At 59.8% G+C, this 18,075-nt stretch carries 19 protein-coding genes; 9 read left to right on the top strand and 10 right to left on the bottom strand.

Annotation, left to right across the window (positions count from 1 at the left end; all coding sequences use genetic code 11):
• Nucleotides 1-74 precede the first annotated feature (74 nt).
• Nucleotides 75-1,094 (bottom strand): tRNA (adenosine(37)-N6)-threonylcarbamoyltransferase complex transferase subunit TsaD, encoded by a 1,020-nt coding sequence (tsaD, locus tag FPL22_RS17065; RefSeq protein WP_144354248.1) that lies wholly within the window; start codon nucleotides 1,092-1,094, stop codon nucleotides 75-77.
• Nucleotides 1,091-2,404, bottom strand: coding sequence for a S41 family peptidase (locus tag FPL22_RS17060; protein WP_238991466.1), 1,314 nt, complete (start codon nucleotides 2,402-2,404; stop codon nucleotides 1,091-1,093). The genes tsaD and FPL22_RS17060 overlap by 4 nt, the downstream gene beginning before the upstream one ends.
• 25 nt (nucleotides 2,405-2,429) lie before the next feature.
• Between FPL22_RS17060 and FPL22_RS17055 the strand changes: the two genes are divergently transcribed.
• Nucleotides 2,430-3,419, top strand: a complete 990-nt coding sequence (locus FPL22_RS17055) for an SAM-dependent methyltransferase (protein ID WP_144354246.1) — start codon at nucleotides 2,430-2,432, stop codon at nucleotides 3,417-3,419.
• A 60-nt stretch (nucleotides 3,420-3,479) separates the two neighbouring features.
• Nucleotides 3,480-3,710: a 50S ribosomal protein L28 gene (gene rpmB, locus FPL22_RS17050; RefSeq protein WP_144354245.1), complete on the top strand. Its 231-nt coding sequence runs from the start codon at nucleotides 3,480-3,482 to the stop codon at nucleotides 3,708-3,710.
• Nucleotides 3,711-3,965: 255 nt separating this feature from the next.
• Here the strand turns inward: rpmB and FPL22_RS17045 are convergent, their stop codons facing one another.
• On the bottom strand, nucleotides 3,966-5,000 hold the full coding sequence (locus FPL22_RS17045; RefSeq protein ID WP_144354244.1) for a glutamine synthetase beta-grasp domain-containing protein: 1,035 nt from the start codon (nucleotides 4,998-5,000) through the stop codon (nucleotides 3,966-3,968).
• A 217-nt stretch (nucleotides 5,001-5,217) separates the two neighbouring features.
• Between FPL22_RS17045 and FPL22_RS17040 the strand changes: the two genes are divergently transcribed.
• The 3 genes from FPL22_RS17040 to FPL22_RS17030 are packed head-to-tail and all read left to right on the top strand — an operon-like array spanning nucleotide 5,218 to nucleotide 6,902.
• Complete coding sequence (locus tag FPL22_RS17040) at nucleotides 5,218-5,634, top strand: protein kinase family protein (RefSeq protein ID WP_144354243.1); 417 nt, start codon at nucleotides 5,218-5,220, stop codon at nucleotides 5,632-5,634.
• A gap of 42 nt (nucleotides 5,635-5,676) precedes the next feature.
• A complete protein-coding gene (locus FPL22_RS17035) occupies nucleotides 5,677-6,540 on the top strand; it encodes a PP2C family protein-serine/threonine phosphatase (protein WP_144354242.1) in 864 nt (287 codons plus the stop codon).
• A complete protein-coding gene (locus FPL22_RS17030) occupies nucleotides 6,537-6,902 on the top strand; it encodes a gamma-glutamylcyclotransferase family protein (protein ID WP_144354241.1) in 366 nt (121 codons plus the stop codon). Before FPL22_RS17035 ends, FPL22_RS17030 begins: the two co-directional genes overlap by 4 nt.
• A gap of 25 nt (nucleotides 6,903-6,927) precedes the next feature.
• On the opposite strand, the gene FPL22_RS17025 is transcribed toward FPL22_RS17030, so the two are convergent.
• Nucleotides 6,928-7,368 (bottom strand): hypothetical protein, encoded by a 441-nt coding sequence (locus FPL22_RS17025; RefSeq protein ID WP_144354240.1) that lies wholly within the window; start codon nucleotides 7,366-7,368, stop codon nucleotides 6,928-6,930.
• A gap of 23 nt (nucleotides 7,369-7,391) precedes the next feature.
• Nucleotides 7,392-8,540 carry a DNA polymerase III subunit gamma/tau gene (dnaX, locus tag FPL22_RS17020; protein WP_144354239.1) on the bottom strand — a complete coding sequence of 383 codons (1,149 nt, stop codon included), beginning with the start codon at nucleotides 8,538-8,540 and terminating at the stop codon, nucleotides 7,392-7,394.
• Between the two features lie 88 nt (nucleotides 8,541-8,628).
• Between dnaX and hflX the strand changes: the two genes are divergently transcribed.
• Nucleotides 8,629-10,017, top strand: a complete 1,389-nt coding sequence (hflX, locus tag FPL22_RS17015; protein ID WP_238991465.1) for a GTPase HflX — start codon at nucleotides 8,629-8,631, stop codon at nucleotides 10,015-10,017.
• Between the two features lie 7 nt (nucleotides 10,018-10,024).
• Here the strand turns inward: hflX and FPL22_RS17010 are convergent, their stop codons facing one another.
• On the bottom strand, nucleotides 10,025-10,957 hold the full coding sequence (locus FPL22_RS17010; protein ID WP_144354238.1) for a transglutaminase-like domain-containing protein: 933 nt from the start codon (nucleotides 10,955-10,957) through the stop codon (nucleotides 10,025-10,027).
• A gap of 230 nt (nucleotides 10,958-11,187) precedes the next feature.
• On the opposite strand from FPL22_RS17010, the gene FPL22_RS17005 reads away from it, so the two are divergent.
• Nucleotides 11,188-12,063: a transglutaminase family protein gene (locus FPL22_RS17005; RefSeq protein WP_162525362.1), complete on the top strand. Its 876-nt coding sequence runs from the start codon at nucleotides 11,188-11,190 to the stop codon at nucleotides 12,061-12,063.
• A 2-nt stretch (nucleotides 12,064-12,065) separates the two neighbouring features.
• Here the strand turns inward: FPL22_RS17005 and proB are convergent, their stop codons facing one another.
• Genes proB through pyrH form a run of 3 tightly spaced genes read right to left on the bottom strand, consistent with a single transcriptional unit; the run spans nucleotide 12,066 to nucleotide 14,538 of the window.
• Nucleotides 12,066-13,169 carry a glutamate 5-kinase gene (proB, locus tag FPL22_RS17000; protein WP_144354236.1) on the bottom strand — a complete coding sequence of 368 codons (1,104 nt, stop codon included), beginning with the start codon at nucleotides 13,167-13,169 and terminating at the stop codon, nucleotides 12,066-12,068.
• A gap of 31 nt (nucleotides 13,170-13,200) precedes the next feature.
• Nucleotides 13,201-13,746: a ribosome recycling factor gene (frr, locus tag FPL22_RS16995; protein WP_144354235.1), complete on the bottom strand. Its 546-nt coding sequence runs from the start codon at nucleotides 13,744-13,746 to the stop codon at nucleotides 13,201-13,203.
• 54 nt (nucleotides 13,747-13,800) lie between these two features.
• The gene (gene pyrH, locus FPL22_RS16990; RefSeq protein ID WP_144354234.1) at nucleotides 13,801-14,538 is read right to left on the bottom strand and encodes a UMP kinase; all 738 of its coding nucleotides are present in this window, start codon (nucleotides 14,536-14,538) and stop codon (nucleotides 13,801-13,803) included.
• Nucleotides 14,539-14,681: 143 nt separating this feature from the next.
• On the opposite strand from pyrH, the gene FPL22_RS16985 reads away from it, so the two are divergent.
• Both FPL22_RS16985 and FPL22_RS16980 read left to right on the top strand, forming a co-directional pair.
• Nucleotides 14,682-15,509 carry a hypothetical protein gene (locus FPL22_RS16985; protein ID WP_144354233.1) on the top strand — a complete coding sequence of 276 codons (828 nt, stop codon included), beginning with the start codon at nucleotides 14,682-14,684 and terminating at the stop codon, nucleotides 15,507-15,509.
• The gene (locus FPL22_RS16980) at nucleotides 15,506-17,101 is read left to right on the top strand and encodes an ABC transporter substrate-binding protein (protein ID WP_144354232.1); all 1,596 of its coding nucleotides are present in this window, start codon (nucleotides 15,506-15,508) and stop codon (nucleotides 17,099-17,101) included. Before FPL22_RS16985 ends, FPL22_RS16980 begins: the two co-directional genes overlap by 4 nt.
• Nucleotides 17,102-17,200: 99 nt before the next feature.
• On the opposite strand, the gene tpiA is transcribed toward FPL22_RS16980, so the two are convergent.
• Nucleotides 17,201-17,971 carry a triose-phosphate isomerase gene (gene tpiA, locus FPL22_RS16975; protein ID WP_144354231.1) on the bottom strand — a complete coding sequence of 257 codons (771 nt, stop codon included), beginning with the start codon at nucleotides 17,969-17,971 and terminating at the stop codon, nucleotides 17,201-17,203.
• Nucleotides 17,972-18,075: the final 104 nt, after the last annotated feature.

The following is an 18,075-nucleotide window of genomic DNA, read 5'->3' as shown; positions in this document are numbered from 1 at the left end:
GGTTTTCGATTGGTTCGCTAAAAAAGGCCGCCTTTTAACAGGCGGCCTTTTTTGTGCCCGGTCTCCGCGTTCGCTTACAACGCCAGCCCGGGCTCGATTCCGAGCGAAGCCAGCGCGTGCACGTGCGGATCCACCCACGCGGCAAACGCGATCATCCCCGCATTGTCACCGGTGTGCCTGGGCTGCGCCGCGAGCAACGGAATCCCGTCCTCCTTCGCCACGCGTCCCAAAGCCGCGCGCAGCGTCTGGTTGTTGGCCACGCCACCCGACAATCCCAGGCTGCGGAATCGCTCGCGCTCCAACGCAATCGTGGTCTTGCGCACCAACGCATCAACCACCGCCTGCTGATAACTCGCGCACAAATCATCCATGCGCTCTGCGATTTCAGCGGGCGTCATTTTTTCCAGCTGATAGCGCAGGCTCGTTTTTAAACCCGAAAAACTAAAATCAAGATCTGCCCGCGGACCGATGCCGCGCGGAAACGCATAAGCCTCCCGATTCCCCTGGAGCGCACGTTGCTCGATCAACGGCCCGCCCGGATAACCGAGCCCAAGCAACTTGGCTCCTTTGTCCAGCGCCTCGCCCGCCGCATCATCTTTGGTCGACGAGATGACGGTGATGCGTCGTGAGCGATCAAGCATGAAGAGCAAGGTGTTGCCGCCCGACACCACCAAGCCGAGATGTGGCAGCAGTTGCTCAAACCGCGCATCAAACTCCGCCGGCGCCTCCGCATGCATCGCGATGAAAGGCGAAAACACATGCCCCCGCAGATGGTTCACTCCCACCAACGGCACCCGCCAGGCCAGGGCCAATGACTTGGCCGACGCGACGCCAATGGCCAGACAACCGGCCAGTCCCGGCCCATGTGTAACCGCCACGCGATCAATACCGGCGAATCCGTGCGACTCGCGCACACGCTCAAGCAACGGCCCCAAATTCCGCAGATGCTCGCGCGTGGCCAGGTCGGGCACTACGCCGCCATAACGACCATGCAAAGCGATCTGGCTGTGAATCCACTCGCCGGTGATTCCCGTTGCGGGATCAAACAACGCGAGAGCCGTCTCATCGCAGGAACTCTCAATCGCCAGAATCATGGCTGCTTTGCAGCGACCGGACCGGTCACTGAACGATTTGCACGCGTCTCCAAAATCAATGCCGCTTGCAACACCGACACCGCCGCCTCGAGTTGCCGGTCGGGAGTCGGATCCAGGTTAAAGCGCTCTTTGAATTCCGCGGCGTCGGACACGTCGTCGCGCCAGCGTTGCAGACGCACGTTCTCATCCTCTTCGGCCGACATCACCACCTCGACATCGGGGGAAACGCCTTTCTCGTGAATCGTCACTCCGCTAGGCGTGTAATAACGCGCCGTCGTCAGGCGCAGTCCCTCACCCTCGCGCAACGGCAGGATCGATTGCACGGAGCCTTTGCCAAACGAACGCTCACCAATGATGACGGCGCGACGCGTATCCTTGAGTGCGCCCGAAACGATCTCGGCCGCACTGGCGCTGCCCGCGTTGATAATAACGGCAACCGGGATAGTGAGGCGCGGTTCGGGAGCGGCGGCCCGGTATTCGTCGCGATCTTCTTTTTTGCGACCCTGCGTATAAACGATGAGCTCACCCTTGTTGAAAAACGGCTCGGCCACCTCGACGGCGGAGTTGAGCAAACCGCCGGGATTGTCGCGCAGGTCGATAATGAGTCCGCGCATATTCTGACCGTTGAGCGTGTTGAGTGCCTCGATAAATTCTTCGCCCGTGCGTTCGGAAAATTGGGTGATCTGCACATAGCCGATGCCATCCGGGCGCATCCGCACGTCGCGCACACTTTCCACTTTGATGCGCTCACGTTTGACGGTGACCTCGAACTCTTTCCCGTTCGATGGGCGGGTGAAACCGATCGTGACTTTGGTGCCCGGCTTGCCACGCAACCGTCCGACCGTTTCGTCGAGCGTGGGTTTATCGAGCTTGGTGCCATCGATGCTCGCGATGATGTCACCGCGCAACATGCCCGCCCGCGCACCGGGCGTGCCCGGCAGCGGAGCGATCACCACGATGTTACCCTTGCGCAATTCGACCTGCACGCCGATGCCGCCAAACTCGCTGCTGATCTCCTCCTCCAGCGTTTTATAGTCGCGCGCATTCATGTATTCAGAATGCGGATCCAGCGAACCCACGATGCCTCGCAGCGCCGCCTCGGTCAGCTTGGGCAAATCGGCCTGGGTGCCATCGACGTAATTCTCATTCACAACCTTGAGAACTTCGCGCACGTAGCGTGTCGATTTCTCCAAGTCGCGATTCGGCCACCAACCCCACGCCGCAGCCGTGCGCGCCACGCCCACGGAGAGCACGACACCGAGGACTACGCCGGAGGCGATAACGAGAATGCGTTTGAGCATCTGGGGCACTGTGGCCAACTCATCGCTTTTGTAAATGGGATCATCGTCCACACTTTCACCTGAGTTCACCGCCGCTTTCCTGACCCGTGCCGGCGCAAACGGCACACTGACGTTTGCCGACTTCATGGATCTGGCGCTGTTTCACCCGCAATTGGGCTACTATCGCCAAAACAAGGCACGCGTCGGCTACGCCCGCGGCACCGATTTTTATACCGCGACCACTTCAGGCGCTGTTTTTGGCGAGATGGTCACTGCGGCCTGCGTCAACTTGCTCGGTGGCGAAACCGAGGCCAAAAACCACTCCTTCGTCGAAATCGGCGCCGAGCCCGGCGGCGGCGTGCTTGCGGGAGTAACGCATCCGTTTGCATCCGCCCGCACGATCCGCATCGGTGAACCACTGGAACTTGGCGGCCGCTGCATCGTGTTCTCCAACGAACTGTTCGATGCGCAACCGCTCCGGCGTTTTGTCTGCCGTGGAGACGCCTGGCGCGAACTCGGTGTCCGCCTTCACGACGGCGTGTTGCAAGAAGTGGAGCTCACCGAAACATCCGAGCCTTGGCTGCCAGCGGATGCCGGAGAGGGTTATATTTTTGATGCACCGCGCGCAGCCGCGACGCTCGCCGATACCCTCGCCGTCCAGCCGTGGAGCGGATTGTTTGTAGCATTCGATTACGGAAAATCCCTCGTCGAACTGGCCACCGCCACCCCAGCCGGCACGGCGCGGGCGTATTTTCAGCATACGCAATCCAACGAATTACTCGCCCGTCCCGGAGAGCAGGATCTCACCGGACATGTGTGTTGGGATTGGCTGGCCGATTCACTCAATCGCGCGGGATTCCACGGCACCACCGTGGAATCCCAGGAGTCGTTCTTCATTCATCACGCCGGCAACTTCCTCGCACCGGCGATGGCCGCCGAGGCTTCACGCGTAAGTCCCCGCAAACTCGCGTTGATGCAACTGCTCCACCCATCACACATGGGACAAAAATTCCAGGTCCTGCATGCTCGCCGGGAAAAGTCCTAACTTTGCCCTTGCTTCGGGCCGGAGCCGACTTTTATCTCTGACCCTTTAACAACCTTTTATATGGCCAGAATCTGCGCAATCACAGGCAAACGTCCCACCAAGGGCTCCATCATTCACCGCAAGGGTCAGTCCAAGAAGAGCGGCGGCATCGGCACGCACATCACGACGATCACCAAGCGCAAGTTCCGTCCGAACCTGCAGAAGATCCGCATCCGCACCGCCAACGGCGGCACGAAGCGCGTCCTCGTCTCGGTCAAGGCCATCAAGGCCGGTCTCGTCGAGAAGGTCTAAAGCCTCTTCAACGGATCCCGTATCCTTTTAAAAAACCGCGACCTTCAGGGGTCGCGATTTTTTTGCGTCTGTTGCCATCGTCCCGTCACGCCGGACCACCGACCTGAGACGCTGAATCGTCGTAAACTTTCAGCTACAGCTACGCCTGATCCTAAGCGTAAAAAAAGCGGCCCACCCGTGAAGGTGGAGCCGCTTCGCTTAAAAGAACCGGCTGACTCGTGATGAGTCGGCCAGTCCCGCAGACAGGATCGGTTTTTAGGCGGTCGGGACGGTCTGGATCGTCTTGAGGATGCGGGACGCGATCTCGTAGGGGTTACCCGCGGAGTTCGGACGGCGATCCTCGAGGTAACCCTTGTAGCCCGCGTTAACGAAGCTGTGCGGCACGCGCACCGAAGCGCCACGGTCAGCGAGGCCGTAGGAGAACTTATCGATCGACTGGGTCTCGTGAAGACCGGTGAGGCGGAGGTGGTTGTCGGGGCCGTAAACCGCGATGTGCTCAGCGCAATATTTGCTGAACGCGGCCATGAGCTTCTCGAAGTAGTCTTTGCCACCGACTTCGCGCATGAACTTCGTGGAGAAGTTGGCGTGCATACCGGAACCGTTCCAATCGAGGGCCTGCTGGTAGGCGCCGAGGATCGGTTTGCAGTGGAATTCGACGTCGATCTGATATTTTTCGCAGAGACGGAGGAGGATGTAGCGGGCGACCCAAACCTCGTCGGCGGCTTTCTTGGAGCCCTTGCCGAAGATCTGGAATTCCCACTGGCCCTTGGCCACTTCGGCGTTGATGCCTTCGTGGTTGATGCCGGCGTCCAAGCAGAGGTCGAGGTGCTCTTCGACGATCTGGCGGGCGACGTCGCCCACGTTCTTGTAACCCACGCCCGTGTAGTAAGGGCCCTGGGGAGCGGGATAGCCACCCTCGGGAAAGCCGAGAGGACGACCGTCCTGATAAAGGAAATATTCCTGCTCGAAGCCGAACCATGTGTCGGCGTCGTCCACGATCGTGGCGCGGGAATTGGAGATATGCGGGGTCTTTCCGTCCGGCATCATGACTTCGCACATCACGAGGGCACCGTTCTTACGGGTGCTGTCGGGATAGACGGCTACGGGCTTCAGCACGCAGTCGGAACTGCGGCCCTCGGCCTGCTGCGTCGAGCTGCCGTCGAAGCCCCAAAGGGGAAGTTCTTCGAGCTTGGGAAAGCTGGCGAATTCCTTGATCTGGGTCTTGCTGCGGAGGCTGGCAACGGGCTTGTAGCCGTCGAGCCAGATGTATTCCAATTTGTATTTGGCCATGAGTAGGTAGTTTGTGCGGGTCTGGAAATGCGGTATCTGGAAGGCGGTGATTTGATAATAATGCCCAGCCCGAAACCGTAGTCTTGCATGAGCACCTGTCATGCCACTGGCAATCGGAAGTTGGACTATGGATGAATTTTTTTCACCCCAAATACCCCGCAACCCCGAGCTCACTCTTGCCAGAAGGGGCCGCCGGAGGAATGGTCCCTGAACACCAATGCATGAGGTCAAAGACACCGCCCGCGCCCTAGTCCGCATTGGCTACGACGGACGCGTCCACAAGAGCTTTCGCGGACACCAAGCCAAAGAGCGCTTCGACAATGAAGTGCTTGTCCTTAAGCATCTTGAAAAACATGGCTGCACGTTCGTCCCCCGGCTTTTGGAGTGCGATCCAGCGACCTTGAAAATCGTGACTGACAACTGCGGAACTCGCGTTGATCACATTAGCGAGGAACGCGTTAAGGAGGTTTTCGCCGAATTAGAGCCATTCGGCGTGCGCCATGACGATGCATTCATGCGCAACATCACCTACCGGAACACCGACGGCCGGTTCTGCATTATCGATTTCGAATTCGCGACGTTGCTTGATGGCAGCAACCACCCGCCCATGCCCGGTGAAGGCAACCGTGGTTAATTTCGCCCACTCCCCTTCTCTTTTTATTTAGATTTAGACACGATGGTCCCTCCCCGCTCCCCGGACGACTCCAGTCCCATTCCCTTTATCCATTGGTCCGGCATGACTCATGTCGGACGAGTTCGCGCCAATAACGAAGATTCGTTTCTGGGCGTGACCGTCAATGGCCGCGAAGTCAGCTATCTGGGCAAAATTGGCGAGTCCTCGCTCTCGGAAGCGGACTTCGTTTTTGCCGTGAGCGATGGCATGGGCGGCGCCAAATCAGGTGAATTCGCGAGCCGTATCGCCCTCGATAAGATCACCAAGCTCCTGCCCAAGGGCTTTCGCCTCTCGGCCCACGGCATGGCCAGTGGTTTCTCCGATCTGCTCGAGGAACTGATCGCCTCCATTCACCACGAGTTGATCAAGCTCGGCTCATCCTACGAGGAATGCGCGGGCATGGGCGCGACGCTCAGCTTGTGCTGGTTCACGCCGCAATGGATGTATTTTGCGCACATCGGCGACAGTCGCATCTACTATCTGCCCAAGGACGGCGGCATCACTCAAATCAGCCACGACCACAGCCAAGTCGGCTGGATGCGCCGCGCCGGCCAGCTCAACGAGCGTGAGGCCCGCAACCACCCCCGGCGCAATGCCCTTCAACAAGCCCTTGGCGCGGGCAACCAATTCATCGATCCCCATCTCGGCGCCGTTGGATACCGTCCCGGCGACCGGTTTGTGATCTGCTCCGACGGTCTGGTCGAAGGCCTTTGGAATCACAACATCGAGGAACTCGTTCGCTCGCCGGAAGCCGCCGTCGCCAGCCACGAACCCGCCCGCCGCCTCGTCGAGCAAGCGGTGGAAAACTCCGGCGCCGACAACACCACCGCAGTCGTTATCGAGATTCGCGAGACCGCCGTGCCATGACGCGTCTTTTCGTTTACGGCACGCTCAAGCGTGGTTGCAAAAACCACCACCACATCGCCGGCCAAACCTACCTCGGCGAGGCCCGCACTGCCGGCGGCTATCGCCTCTATGACCTTGGCGATTACCCGGGGATGGTCGCCGCTCCCGATGATCGTGACGGAGTGACGGGCGAACTCTGGGAAGTCGATGATCGCGCGCTCACCCACCTTGATGACTTCGAGGGCGTGAACGAAGGACTCTATCTGCGTGCGCCCATCAATCTCGTGAACACAACCGCATCCGAAACTGCGTCTGCGCACACTTATCTTTACGCACGCGCCACCGCGGGTTGTGCCGTAATCGGCACGACGTGGACCGAATAAAAAACCGCGGCCCCGGCAGCTGCGGTTACTCCTTCAGCGATTTTTTAGGCGCACGGGCGACCTTCACGAATTTCACACGAAACAGATCTTCCAACGTCTCGCGCACATCAGCGGGAATCTTGGCCACGAGGGCATCCAGCGAAGGTAGGTTTTTCTTTTCCGCAGCGGCTTCCGCCGCAGCCTCCGACAACTCGCGAGCCGCTTTCGACGACAGGGTTTCTCCCCGCTCCACCACCTCAGCGCGTATGGCCGACTCGGCCGATTCATCCGGCCACACCGGACCGTCTTCGTCAAATGAGGGTGCCCCCGTTTGCCCGGCCGTTGCCGCCGCGGCCGCAATCGCCGCCACCTCGACCGCGGCCATATTTGCCTGCGTCACTTCGCCGCTGTCTTCATCCGGAGCATCGGGATCACCCGCGGTTTCGATCAGGGGTTGCGCGGCGCGACTCACCTCGATGGCCAGCACCAGTCGCGATTCCAACCGGTCAATCAGTCCTTTTTTTTTTCGCTGTCGGCCACGGGCGCCTCTTCGGCGAGCGCGGCGAGTTCTTTGATGAGCGAATCAATCGCCCGCGAGCGGCTCGCATCGACCGCCTTCAACAGCGTTACTTCAAAATTGATCTTCTCAGCGAGTCCCAGCTTCACGCCGCCTTCACCTTCACGCAGGCCGTCGAGGAGTCGTGTGAGCTGCTCCGTCGTCATGGAAACTCCGCCGAGCTTGTCGCTGCGGCCGCCTTTGGAAATCGCATCCAGCAATGCCTGGCGCACCAGCGCCTGCATGTCGGTGAGCAAGCGCACCAGATCACGGCCGCTTTCATCGCACTCATCGACAATCGCGATGATCTTCTGGTGATCTCCCGCCGCGACGGCTCCCGCCAGCGCGGTGATTTTTTCGCCGGCCACGAGGCCGTAAACATCCAGCACGTCGGGCTCGGAAATCTCCGTGCCGCAGAACGAAATCATCTGGTCAAAAATCGACTGCGCATCACGCATGCCGCCATCGGCCATACGGGCGATGCAGGCCAGCGCCTCGGGCGTGACCTTGATCTTTTCCTCGTCGGCGATCGTTTGCAGACGGCCCACGATCAGCTCGGCCGGGATCGGCTTCAGGTCGAAGCGCTGGCAGCGCGACAAAATAGTCGGCAACACCTTCTGCACATCGGTGGTCGCAAAAACGAATTTCACGTGCTCGGGCGGCTCTTCGAGGGTCTTCAACAAGGCGTTGAACGCCTGATTGGAGAGCATGTGCACCTCGTCGATGATGTAGATTTTGTATTTACCCTGCGTCGGCGCGTAACGCACGTCGTCGCGCAAATCACGGATTTGATCGACCGAGTTGTTCGACGCACCGTCTATTTCGATCACGTCCATCGAGGTGCCTTCGGTGATCGACTGCACGGCGGGATCCTTCGGATCGAAATCCGCTTTCGGGCCGTCGGTGCAATTCAAAGCCTTCGCAAAAATACGGGCGGTCGAGGTCTTGCCCGTGCCACGCGGCCCCACGAACAGATAGGCGTGCGCGATACGGTTGCGCGCGATGGCGTTCTTGAGCGTCCGCACCACGTGATCCTGCCCGACGACGTCGTTAAACGTCTGGGGGCGCCACTTGCGCGCGATGACTTGGTAGGACGAGGACACTGGGCGTTAGTGCAAAGCGGTTCGCCGCCGGTGCAACCGAAAACTCCACCGAAATTTCACGTTTTGCCGTCACGTTTGACTCGCCGTCGTGTCCGCGCTTCTTTCCACCCCTTCATTGATGGCCGACTTCCTCGACAATACCCCGCAAAAAGATCCGAAACGTGTTGAACGCGCCTACCTCGTGGGCGTGCAGACTTCCAAGATGGCGGCAGGCGAGGCCGAGGAACTCCTCAACGAGTTGCAGGAACTCGTCGAGAATCTCCACATCGGCATCGTCGGTCGCAATCTCGTCAACCTCCGCGCCCCCACGCCCGCCACGTTGATCGGCAGCGGCAAGACCGAGGAGATCATCGAAGCCGCCAAGTCGCTCAACTGTGACGTGATCGTCTTCGACGAAACCCTTTCTCCGGCTCAACAGCGCAACTGGGAAAAACTCTCCGGCATCGCCGTCATCGATCGTCAGGAAGTCATCTTGGATGTGTTCGCCGACCGCGCCCAAACCCGCGAAGCCGTCATTCAGGTCGCCTTGGCGCGCATGGAATATTCCCTGCCGCGCCTGACGCGTGCGTGGACGCATTTGTCCCGCCAGGGTGGCGGTGGCGGCGCCGGCATGGGTGGCGAAGGCGAAACCCAGCTCGAACAGGACCGCCGTCTCGTTAACGACCGCATCACCCGTCTCAAACGCGAACTCGTCGACGTGCGCAAACAACGCAGCGTGCAGCGTCACAAACGCCAGCGCGTCCCCGTCCCCACCTGCGCGATCGTCGGCTACACCAATGCCGGCAAATCATCGCTGCTCAACGCCCTCACCGGCGCCACCGTGCTCGCCGAGGACAAGCTTTTCGCCACGCTGGACCCCACCACCCGCCAGCTCCTCTTGCGCGGCAACCAGAAGCTCCTCGTCACCGACACCGTCGGTTTCATCCGCCGGCTGCCCCACGGTCTGGTCGAAGCCTTCAAAGCCACGCTCGAGGAAGCTCTTGTCGCCAACTTCCTGATACACGTGCTCGACGTGACCGCGCCCAATGTCGCCGCCCATCACGAGACCACCCTGTCGGTGCTCAAGGAGCTCGGTGCCGACAACAAGCGCATCCTCACCGTCTTCAACAAAGTGGACGCCGCCACCGAAGCGCAGATCAACACCGCCCATTTGCTTACCCCGGACGGCATCTTCATCAGTGCGCACACCGGCAAGGGTCTCGATACATTGATCGACCAGTGCCTCGAGCTCATCGCCGATTCCTTTGGTTCCCTTGAGCTCGTGATCCCGCACAGCCGCTATGACCTGATTGCACGCCTGCACGCGATCGGACACGTGCAAAGCGAGGAACAGGAAGAAGACCGCGTGCGCATGCACGTGCGTATTCCTCCGTCTCAGATCGCACCGTTTGCGGATTTCATCGCCTCCGACATTTCAGCCGCGCCCGCGAAGGCGCGGCCGTCGAAAGCGTCCCGCAAAAGCGCCGCGGCCGAATAAGCGCGCTTCAGGTGGAGCCGGCGAGTCCGCGGATCTCCGTCGTGCCGTCGAGACGTATCGACAGATCGATCGGCGAGCCGACTTGCACTGAACCGGGCGGGACTTGATAGGCCCAGACTTGGAAGTTTGTCAGGCGGGCTGCACCATAGATCGTCGAGAATGCGCCATCCACCGCGTCGAGTCCGCACGAGACCTTCACGCGACCGATGCGCGGCACGTTGTAACGCGCATCATAGGTAAACCAACGCCCGCCGATGTAGACTTCACTGTAAGCATGAAAATCCATCGGCGAACCCGGATCGAGATAGCCGATGTCAGGCAAGTGTCCGGTCACATAACGCGCCGGCAAATTCAGCGCGCGGCAAAGCGCGATCGTGGTATGCGCAAAATCGCGGCAGACCCCGTAGCCACGCTCAATCACCTCGAACGCGGAAATATCGGGCCGGCCCGAGCCGAATCGATATTCGATATTGGTGTGAAGCCAGTTGCTGATCGCATCGACCTGAGGAAGACCTGGCTCAAGCGAACCGAATTTCTGCCAGGCAAATTGCAGCAGTTTATCGGAATCGCAGTAACGACTCGGCAGCGTATAGCGCAACAGCTCGGGCGGCAGTTCCACCAAAGAAACCGGCTTGTAATGCCCGAGTTGGGCGAACTCCTGATTATCCGGCACCGACGGCACGCTGACGATCGCGTCATGACAGATCTCGTTCAGACCCGGCTGAAGCATAAATCGGTAAACGATGTTACCGTGGGAATCCTCGAATTCTTCGGCCGGCAGATTCTGCCCTAGCACCAATTTCTCTTCTTGAAGCGATTGGTGCGGGTCGCGCCGCGGCTTCAAGTTGAGCAACAAAGGCACCTCGACGGAGGTTTCGTAAGCAAGACTGCAGCCAACGCGGACTGTAAGATCATGAGGGACCAAGCTTTGAGTATTCATTACGGTAGTTTTAAAAATGGGAGAACGTGGTGTGCCCACGCACTGGCATGGAGGTGCCGCGAACGAAATGGTTCCATGAGTTAGCTTCACACATACGCCACGGAACCCCGTCCGAAAACACGCCACTATTTAATGCTAACACACCGCGCGTGCGGTCGGCATCCGGCGCCCGCCGGAGCAGCGCGGCGGAGATTCACCGCCGTTACCCTCAACTTTTTTCGCTCTCCTCCATGAAACTCCGTATCGTGCACCAAACCCGCTACCTTTATTCAAAAAAAGTGCATTTCGGCCCTCATCGGCTGGTGTTGCGTCCCCGTGAAGGACACGACCTGCGCGTCGAATCCATGAACGTTAAAATAGAACCCGCCGCCCACCTCACTTGGAGCCGCGACGTGTTCGGCAACTCCGTCGCCACCGTGGAATTCGAGAAGCCTTCGAAGGAGCTCCTGATCGAAAGCAATGCGCTGGTGGTTCGCATGTCCCCGGTCGTCAAACGACGTAAACGACTTTCCAGTATCACTCCGTGGCCTCCGGTTTATGACTCGCTGGAGCGCGTGGCCGTAAAGCCGTATCAACGCCTTTCCTACCCCAAGGATGCGGCTGCGGTTAAAACGTGGCTGGAAAACTTTCGTATCAAAAAACCCGACTTCGCAGAGGACGTTGCGCGCAACCTCAACGAATACATTTACGACGAATTGAAATATATTCGTCGCGAGGAAAAAGGCGTGCTCACTCCCGCGCAAACGCTGCAAACCGGCGGAGGTTCCTGCCGCGATCTTGCCACGTTGATGCTCGAAGCGGCGCGTTCACTGGGTATCGCCGCACGTTTCGCCAGCGGTTACTTGGAATGCCATGCGGCGATTCTTGGCGAAGCGTCCACGCATGCTTGGGCGGAGATCTATCATCCCGGCCGCGGCTGGTCCGGCTACGACCCGTCGATCGGGGAGGAAACCACGTCGCGGCATGTCGTCACCGGAGTGAGCAATCACCCGCGCGGCGTGATGCCTGTATCCGGAAGTTACTACGGCAAGGCCGGAGCGTTTAAAGACATGGAGATATCGGTCACCGTGCGCCCCGAACCCGAAGCCACGGAAAACGATTCCTGAAATCAGGTCAGCAACACCAGATTGTCGCGATGGACGACCTCGAAGCGTTTGCGACCGGGATAAAGCGGCTTCACCTCATCGCTCGTTTTGCCCGCAATGGCTTTCACTTGATGTGAATCAAACGTGGCCACGCCGCGCGCGAGGATTTTACCGTCGGGGGCAAGGATGTTGACGATGTCGCCTTCCGAGAACGAACCGGTCACGCCGGTCACACCGATCGCGAGCAAACTGCGTCCCTCATCCATCAGCACAGGGACGGCGCGGGCGTTGATTTGAATGCCGCCCGTGGGCCGCTGAAAATAGGCGATCCAGCGTTTTTTGGCATCGAGCGGAATGCCGCTCGGCACAAAAAACGTGCCGGGCCCCGTGCCGCCGAGTAGACGTGCAATGATGTCGGTTTCGGCACCGCTGGCGATGAACACGCCGCAACCGGCGCGCACGGCGAGTTTGGCTGCGGTGATCTTGGAGATCATGCCGCCGGTCGCGGTGATATCGGTGGTGCCACCGGCCATCGCCTCGATCTCTGGCGTGATTTTTTCAACGACGGGAACGATCTGGCCCGTGCCCTTCATGTCGATCAATCCGGGAGCGGTGGAAAGGATCAGCAGGTGCTGCGCACCGGTGAGGCTGGCTACCATCGCGGAAAGCGTGTCGTTGTCGCCAAACTTGATCTCTGCGGCGCTGACCGTGTCGTTCTCGTTGATGACAGGAATCGTGCCGTAGGCGATCAGCTCCTCGATGCACGCCTTCACGCCGAGATGACGATCCCGCCCCCGCAAGTCTTCATGAGTCAGCAGGACCTGGGCGGCGGTGAGTCCATGGGGATCAAAGCCCCGTTGCCAGATCTGCATGAGCAACGACTGGCCGATGGCGGCACACGCCTGTTTTTTGGAAACGTCGGCGGGTTTTTTCTTCAGGCCGAGACGGCCCATGCCGAGGCCGACCGCACCGGAGGAAACCACAATCACCTCGGTGCCGGCCGCGCGCAGTCCGGCCACGCCGGCGGCGAGCGCGGCGATGCGCTCCGTATTCAGTTGGCCGATACCCGACGTGAGCACGCCGGTGCCGAGCTTGATGACGACACGCTTGGGCGCGGTGGTTTTCACAGGGGCACGAAACGCGGGGCCGGCGGCGACCTCAGACCGTGAGCAGATCCTTTTCTTTCGAAGCGAGGTGCTTCGCGATTTCCTCGATGGATTTGTCGGTAAGCGTCTGGAGTTCCTTTTCCACGCGCTTCACTTCGTCCTCGGGGAGCTTGGCTTTTTTGATCGTATCCTGTCCGTCGCGGCGGACGTTGCGGACATGCACGCGGCCTTCCTCGGCGAGGCGGTTGGCGACCTTGACGAACTCCTGGCGGCGCTCGCGGCTCATGTCGGCCAGCGGGATGCGGACGAATTGTCCGTCAACGGCAGGATTGAAGCCCAGGTTGGCGATCATGATCGCCTTGGAGATGGCCTGGGTGAGGCCCTTGTCCCACGGCTGGATCAAGATCTGGCGGGCATCGGGCGTCGAGATGGCCGCGCAGTCCTTGATGCGAACCATCGCGCCGTAAGCCTCGACCATGATTCCTTCGACCATGGAAGGATTGGCCTTGCCGGTGTGAATATTGGAAAACTCGTGGAGCGTATGGTCCACGGCTTTTTTCATTTTAACCTGAGTTTCGTTTAGGACGGGATGGGACATGGGAGCGGAAAGTTAAGAGCTAAGAGTCTGGAGCTGAGAGCCGGAAACGCAAAATCAGCCGTGAACAAGCGTGCCGACCTTTTGGCCGGTAACGGCCTTCTCGATGGCATGCGGATCGTTGAGGTCGAACACGAGAATCGGCACGTTGTTGTCCAAGCAAAGAGAGAACGCGGTCGAATCCATCACGTTGAGACGCTGACGGAGCGCATCGATGTAGGTGATCTCGTCGTATTTGACGGCATCAGTGTGCTTCTTGGGGTCCTTGTCGTAGATGCCGTCGACCTTGGTCGCCTTCATGATGATGTCGGCATGCATCTCCGAGGCGCGCAGGGCCGCCGTGGTGTCGGTCGAGAAATACGGATTGCCGGTGCCGGCGGCGAAGATGACAACGCGGCCCTTTTCAAGGTGGCGCATGGCACGACGAAGGATGAACGGCTCGGCGACCTGGTTCATCGGGATGGCGCTCTGCACGCGGGTGGGCACACCCATTTTTTCGAGACAATCCATAAGCGCGAGGGAGTTGATCACCGTCGCAAGCATGCCCATGTAGTCGCCGGTGGTGCGATCGACGCCGCGCTTCTCGCCTTGCAGGCCGCGGAAGATGTTGCCGCCACCGATCACGACGCAGACCTCGACGCCCATGTCGCGGATTTCTTTCACCTGCGCACAGATGCGCTCGAGCACACCGGCATCGATGGGGTTGTTGGATTTCCCGCTCAGAACTTCGCCGCTCAATTTGAGCACGATGCGTTTATACTTGGTCGTCGCGTTGGTCACCGGATTGTCACTCATGCGTCGAAGGAAAGGTCGGGCGAAAGTCCGCGTCAATGCACGAGATGAATACGGCTCACTCGAACTGCGGCTGTTGGCGAGCCCCTCGCGACTCTCTCGCTTGCAATCTGCGTTTCAAGTGTTCGTCTAGCTGATTCGCGATTATGATGACTACCCTGTTTAAACGCCACCCGCGAGCCTGCGTGCTTGCCCGCCGGAGTCTGGGCGCCGTGCTTTTTTCGGTCGCACTGACTGCGGCCGCCTCACCTTGGGACGAGATGACCACTGGCCTTTTTAACGAAGCCCACGCCGCGTTCTCCAAGGAGGAGAAAGCACCCGGTGCCGACCTGCGTTCGCTGCGTTTTGGCGAGGCCGTCTCGCTGCTCAACGTCCAGCCCCGCACCTCGTCGAATATCGACCGCGCCTACGCCATTTTGGAAGAACTGCGCACGGCTACTCCCGGTGATGATATCGGCATGGAATCCCGGTATTTTCAGGGCCGTATCGAACAGGTTCAGCGCCCCACCCCCGATCTGGCCAAGGCCGAGGCTATTTTCTCCGAGCTGGTTCGGGACCACCCCGAAAAACTGGTCGGCCAGCGCGCACGGGTTAAACTCGCGGTAACCCGCCTGTATGCCCCTGTCTCGCCCGCCGAGCGCCGTGATCGCTACGACGCCTTTACCCGGGATGCCGGCCAGATCACCGATCCCGGCATCAAGGTCCAGATGCACCTGCTGCTCGGTGAAGCCGCCCGTCGGCTCCAATACGGCAACGCCGAGGAACTCGCCCACCTGCTGGCCGCCTACGAAGCCGGCGTGACCAAGCGCCGCCTGTTGGTCGAAGTGCTCGTGCGCATCGGCGATCTCGCCCGCCTCGAAGGCCGCAAGGACGTCGCGATCAAATACTACACCCTCTTTCTCGAACAATTCCCCCGCACCGACCGCCGCTCGACGGTCGAAGGCTTCCTCGTCGAACTGAACAAAAAATCATGAAACGCGAAAATCTCCTCATGATCACAGGCTTCAGCCTGCTAATCCTCACTTTCGCCGCCGCCAGTCTCAATATCTGGCGCCGCTCGGCCAACGAGGCCAATCCCAACCAGCAGATCATCCGTCTGGCCCACTGGCAGCTCGAGCCCCCCGTTCGCAAAGCCTTTGAGCAAATCGCCAAGGTTTACATGGCCGAACACCCCGGCGTAACGATTGAGATCATCGCCGTGCCGGAGCGCACTTACGCCCAGTGGTTCATGACGCGTCTGGTCGGTGGGTTTGCCCCTGATCTCATCGAGATGCGCAACAATGATTCCGCGATCATCTCGCGTTACTTCATCCCGCTCACGGACTGGATCGAAAAGCCCAATCCCTACAATGCCGGCAACCCGATCGCCGACTTCTCCTGGCGCAACACGTTTATCGACGGCCTCGACAACGACGCGGCTTACCACCCCCAATTGCTCGATTACTACGGCGTGCCCGTCTCGCAGTTCACCAACCGCTTCATTTACAACCGCACGTTGTGGCGCGAGCTGCTGGGCAATACGCCCCCGCCCAAAACCTACGCCGAACTGGTCGAAGTGTGCCAGCGTTTCACCGCCGAGGCGAAGAAGTCCACGCGTAAAGTCGTGCCTTTTCTCTCTTCGGTTTACCACGCCAACGCCGTCTATCAGCGCCTGAGCAGCAGCCAGACGCAGAAGCTGACTACCCAACTCTACGGCAGCCCCCTGCATAGCGTCACCAATAACGAGTTTGGCCTGGATTACGTTCGTAACCGGTGGTCGATGGACACGCCCGAGATCGTCTCCGGCCTCGAAATCATGCGCGACGTGAGCACGCTTTTTCAGCCCGGCTACGAAGCGATCTCCCGCGAAGACTGCGTATTTAAATTCCTCCAAGGCGGTGCCCTCATGGTCTACACCGGTAGCTGGGATTACGGCAGCTTCGAGGATCAGGCCGCATTTGATCTCGGCGTATTCGACCTGCCGGTGCCCGCGCCCGGCACGAGCGGCTACGGTGAGTTCGTGCTTGGGCAACCTTCGGAAGGTAGTGTCTCCACCAGCGCGACTTTCAGTCTCACGCGCCAGTCCAAGTATCCCGAAATCGCCGTCGACTTCCTGCAGTTCCTGACTTCCCAGCGTGGCAACCGCTTGTTCGCCGAAGCCAGTGGCTGGCTGCCCGCCATCGTGGGCGTCGAGCCGAGCAATGAACTCAAGCCTTTCTATCCTCAACTGAAGGGTGTGCGCAACGGCCCTGAATTCAGCACGCTCGGTCTGCAAAATGCCGGCCGCGTCATCGGCAATGAGCGCAATAAACTGCTCGGACCCAATGGCACGGTGGAAGCCTACCGCAATAGCCTGAAAGCGAATCTCGGCGATGCCATCCGCGAAGATCTGACCCGCGCCGTCATTCAGCAAAACAAGGTGGTCCAACGCCAGGACAGCGTGATCGCCGCCTTCTCCCAAGAACTTCGCACCACGCCGGAAAACGAACGGCTGCTAAGCAAACTGCGCGAAAACGAAGAAAGCCAGACGCTCTTGGAAACGCTCACCGCCTGGACCTCGCTCAACCTCGCCGAACCCGTGCGCTAACCCTCGGGGGATTCCCCAAGCGGACATTAAAAAAGGCGGTCCTTTTCAGGACCGCCTTTTTAATTACTCAAGCGCGGGATAAACGCGCCGGGTATCAGGTTACTTGGCCGCAGCGGCCGCTTTGATGAGCTCAACAAAGCTGCGGGACTCGAGCGCGGCGCCGCCGATGAGGCCGCCGTCGATGTCCTTTTGAGCGAGAAGCTCGGGAGCGTTGGCGGGCTTCATGGAACCACCGTAGAGGATGCGGACCTTTTGCGCGACGGCTTCGCCGAACAGCTTCACGAGGAGACTGCGGATGAACGCGTGCACTTCCTGCGCCTGCTCGGTCGTGGCGACCTTGCCGGTGCCGATGGCCCAGACGGGTTCGTAGGCGATCACGACGCTGGTCGCGAGTTCCTTGGAGACGCCTTCGAGACCGGCCTCGAGCTGGGTCTGCACAACCTTGAGGGTCTGGCTGCCTTCGCGTTCGGCGAGGGTTTCGCCAACGCAGAGGATGGGCTTGAGTTGGTTTTTCAGCGCGGCGAGGACCTTCTGGTTCACGAAGGCATCGGTGTCGCCGAAGTAGGTGCGGCGCTCACTGTGGCCGACGATGACGAAGTTCACGAAGAGCGCGCGGAGCATCTCGGCGGAGATTTCGCCGGTGTAGGCGCCGTTCTTTTCGGGGTGCAGGTTCTGCGCACCGAGCTTGATGCTGGAGCCGTCGAGGGCCTTGCCAGCGGTCTCGAGCGAGGTGAACGGAGGACAGACAACGACATCGACGTCGGCCTGTTTGCCGACCTCGGCGACGATCTCAGCGACGAGCGTGGCGGCGTCGGCGGAGGTCTTGTTCATCTTCCAGTTACCGGCGATGAGTTTTTTGCGAATGGACATGGTAATAAAATTTAAGAGGAAAGTTTAAGTTGAAGTTGGAAGAGCAGAATTCAGTCCGAAATGCGGGCCTTAAACTTCAACTTCCAACTTCAACTCGTCGTGTT

This window comes from Rariglobus hedericola (assembly GCF_007559335.1).
In the GTDB taxonomy this organism is placed as follows: Bacteria; Verrucomicrobiota; Verrucomicrobiia; order Opitutales; family Opitutaceae; genus Rariglobus; species Rariglobus hedericola.
Note: the sequence above shows the minus strand (reverse complement) of the source record. Positions and strands in the feature narration are given on the sequence as shown.

Bases quoted from the DNA above. Each gene is read 5' to 3' on its own strand.
- FPL22_RS16985 (WP_144354233.1), top strand. From the start codon at position 14,682: ATGATGACTACCCTGTTTAAACGCCACCCGCGAGCCTGCGTGCTTGCC.
- FPL22_RS17040 (WP_144354243.1), top strand. From the start codon at position 5,218: ATGCATGAGGTCAAAGACACCGCCCGCGCCCTAGTCCGCATTGGCTAC.
- FPL22_RS17045 (WP_144354244.1), bottom strand. From the start codon at position 5,000: ATGGCCAAATACAAATTGGAATACATCTGGCTCGACGGCTACAAGCCC.
- FPL22_RS17055 (WP_144354246.1), top strand. From the start codon at position 2,430: ATGGGATCATCGTCCACACTTTCACCTGAGTTCACCGCCGCTTTCCTG.
- FPL22_RS17010 (WP_144354238.1), bottom strand. From the start codon at position 10,957: ATGAATACTCAAAGCTTGGTCCCTCATGATCTTACAGTCCGCGTTGGC.
- FPL22_RS16980 (WP_144354232.1), top strand. From the start codon at position 15,506: ATGAAACGCGAAAATCTCCTCATGATCACAGGCTTCAGCCTGCTAATC.
- FPL22_RS17005 (WP_162525362.1), top strand. From the start codon at position 11,188: ATGAAACTCCGTATCGTGCACCAAACCCGCTACCTTTATTCAAAAAAA.
- frr (WP_144354235.1), bottom strand. From the start codon at position 13,746: ATGTCCCATCCCGTCCTAAACGAAACTCAGGTTAAAATGAAAAAAGCC.
- FPL22_RS17035 (WP_144354242.1), top strand. From the start codon at position 5,677: ATGGTCCCTCCCCGCTCCCCGGACGACTCCAGTCCCATTCCCTTTATC.
- tsaD (WP_144354248.1), bottom strand. From the start codon at position 1,094: ATGATTCTGGCGATTGAGAGTTCCTGCGATGAGACGGCTCTCGCGTTG.
- FPL22_RS17030 (WP_144354241.1), top strand. From the start codon at position 6,537: ATGACGCGTCTTTTCGTTTACGGCACGCTCAAGCGTGGTTGCAAAAAC.
- tpiA (WP_144354231.1), bottom strand. From the start codon at position 17,971: ATGTCCATTCGCAAAAAACTCATCGCCGGTAACTGGAAGATGAACAAG.
- rpmB (WP_144354245.1), top strand. From the start codon at position 3,480: ATGGCCAGAATCTGCGCAATCACAGGCAAACGTCCCACCAAGGGCTCC.
- pyrH (WP_144354234.1), bottom strand. From the start codon at position 14,538: ATGAGTGACAATCCGGTGACCAACGCGACGACCAAGTATAAACGCATC.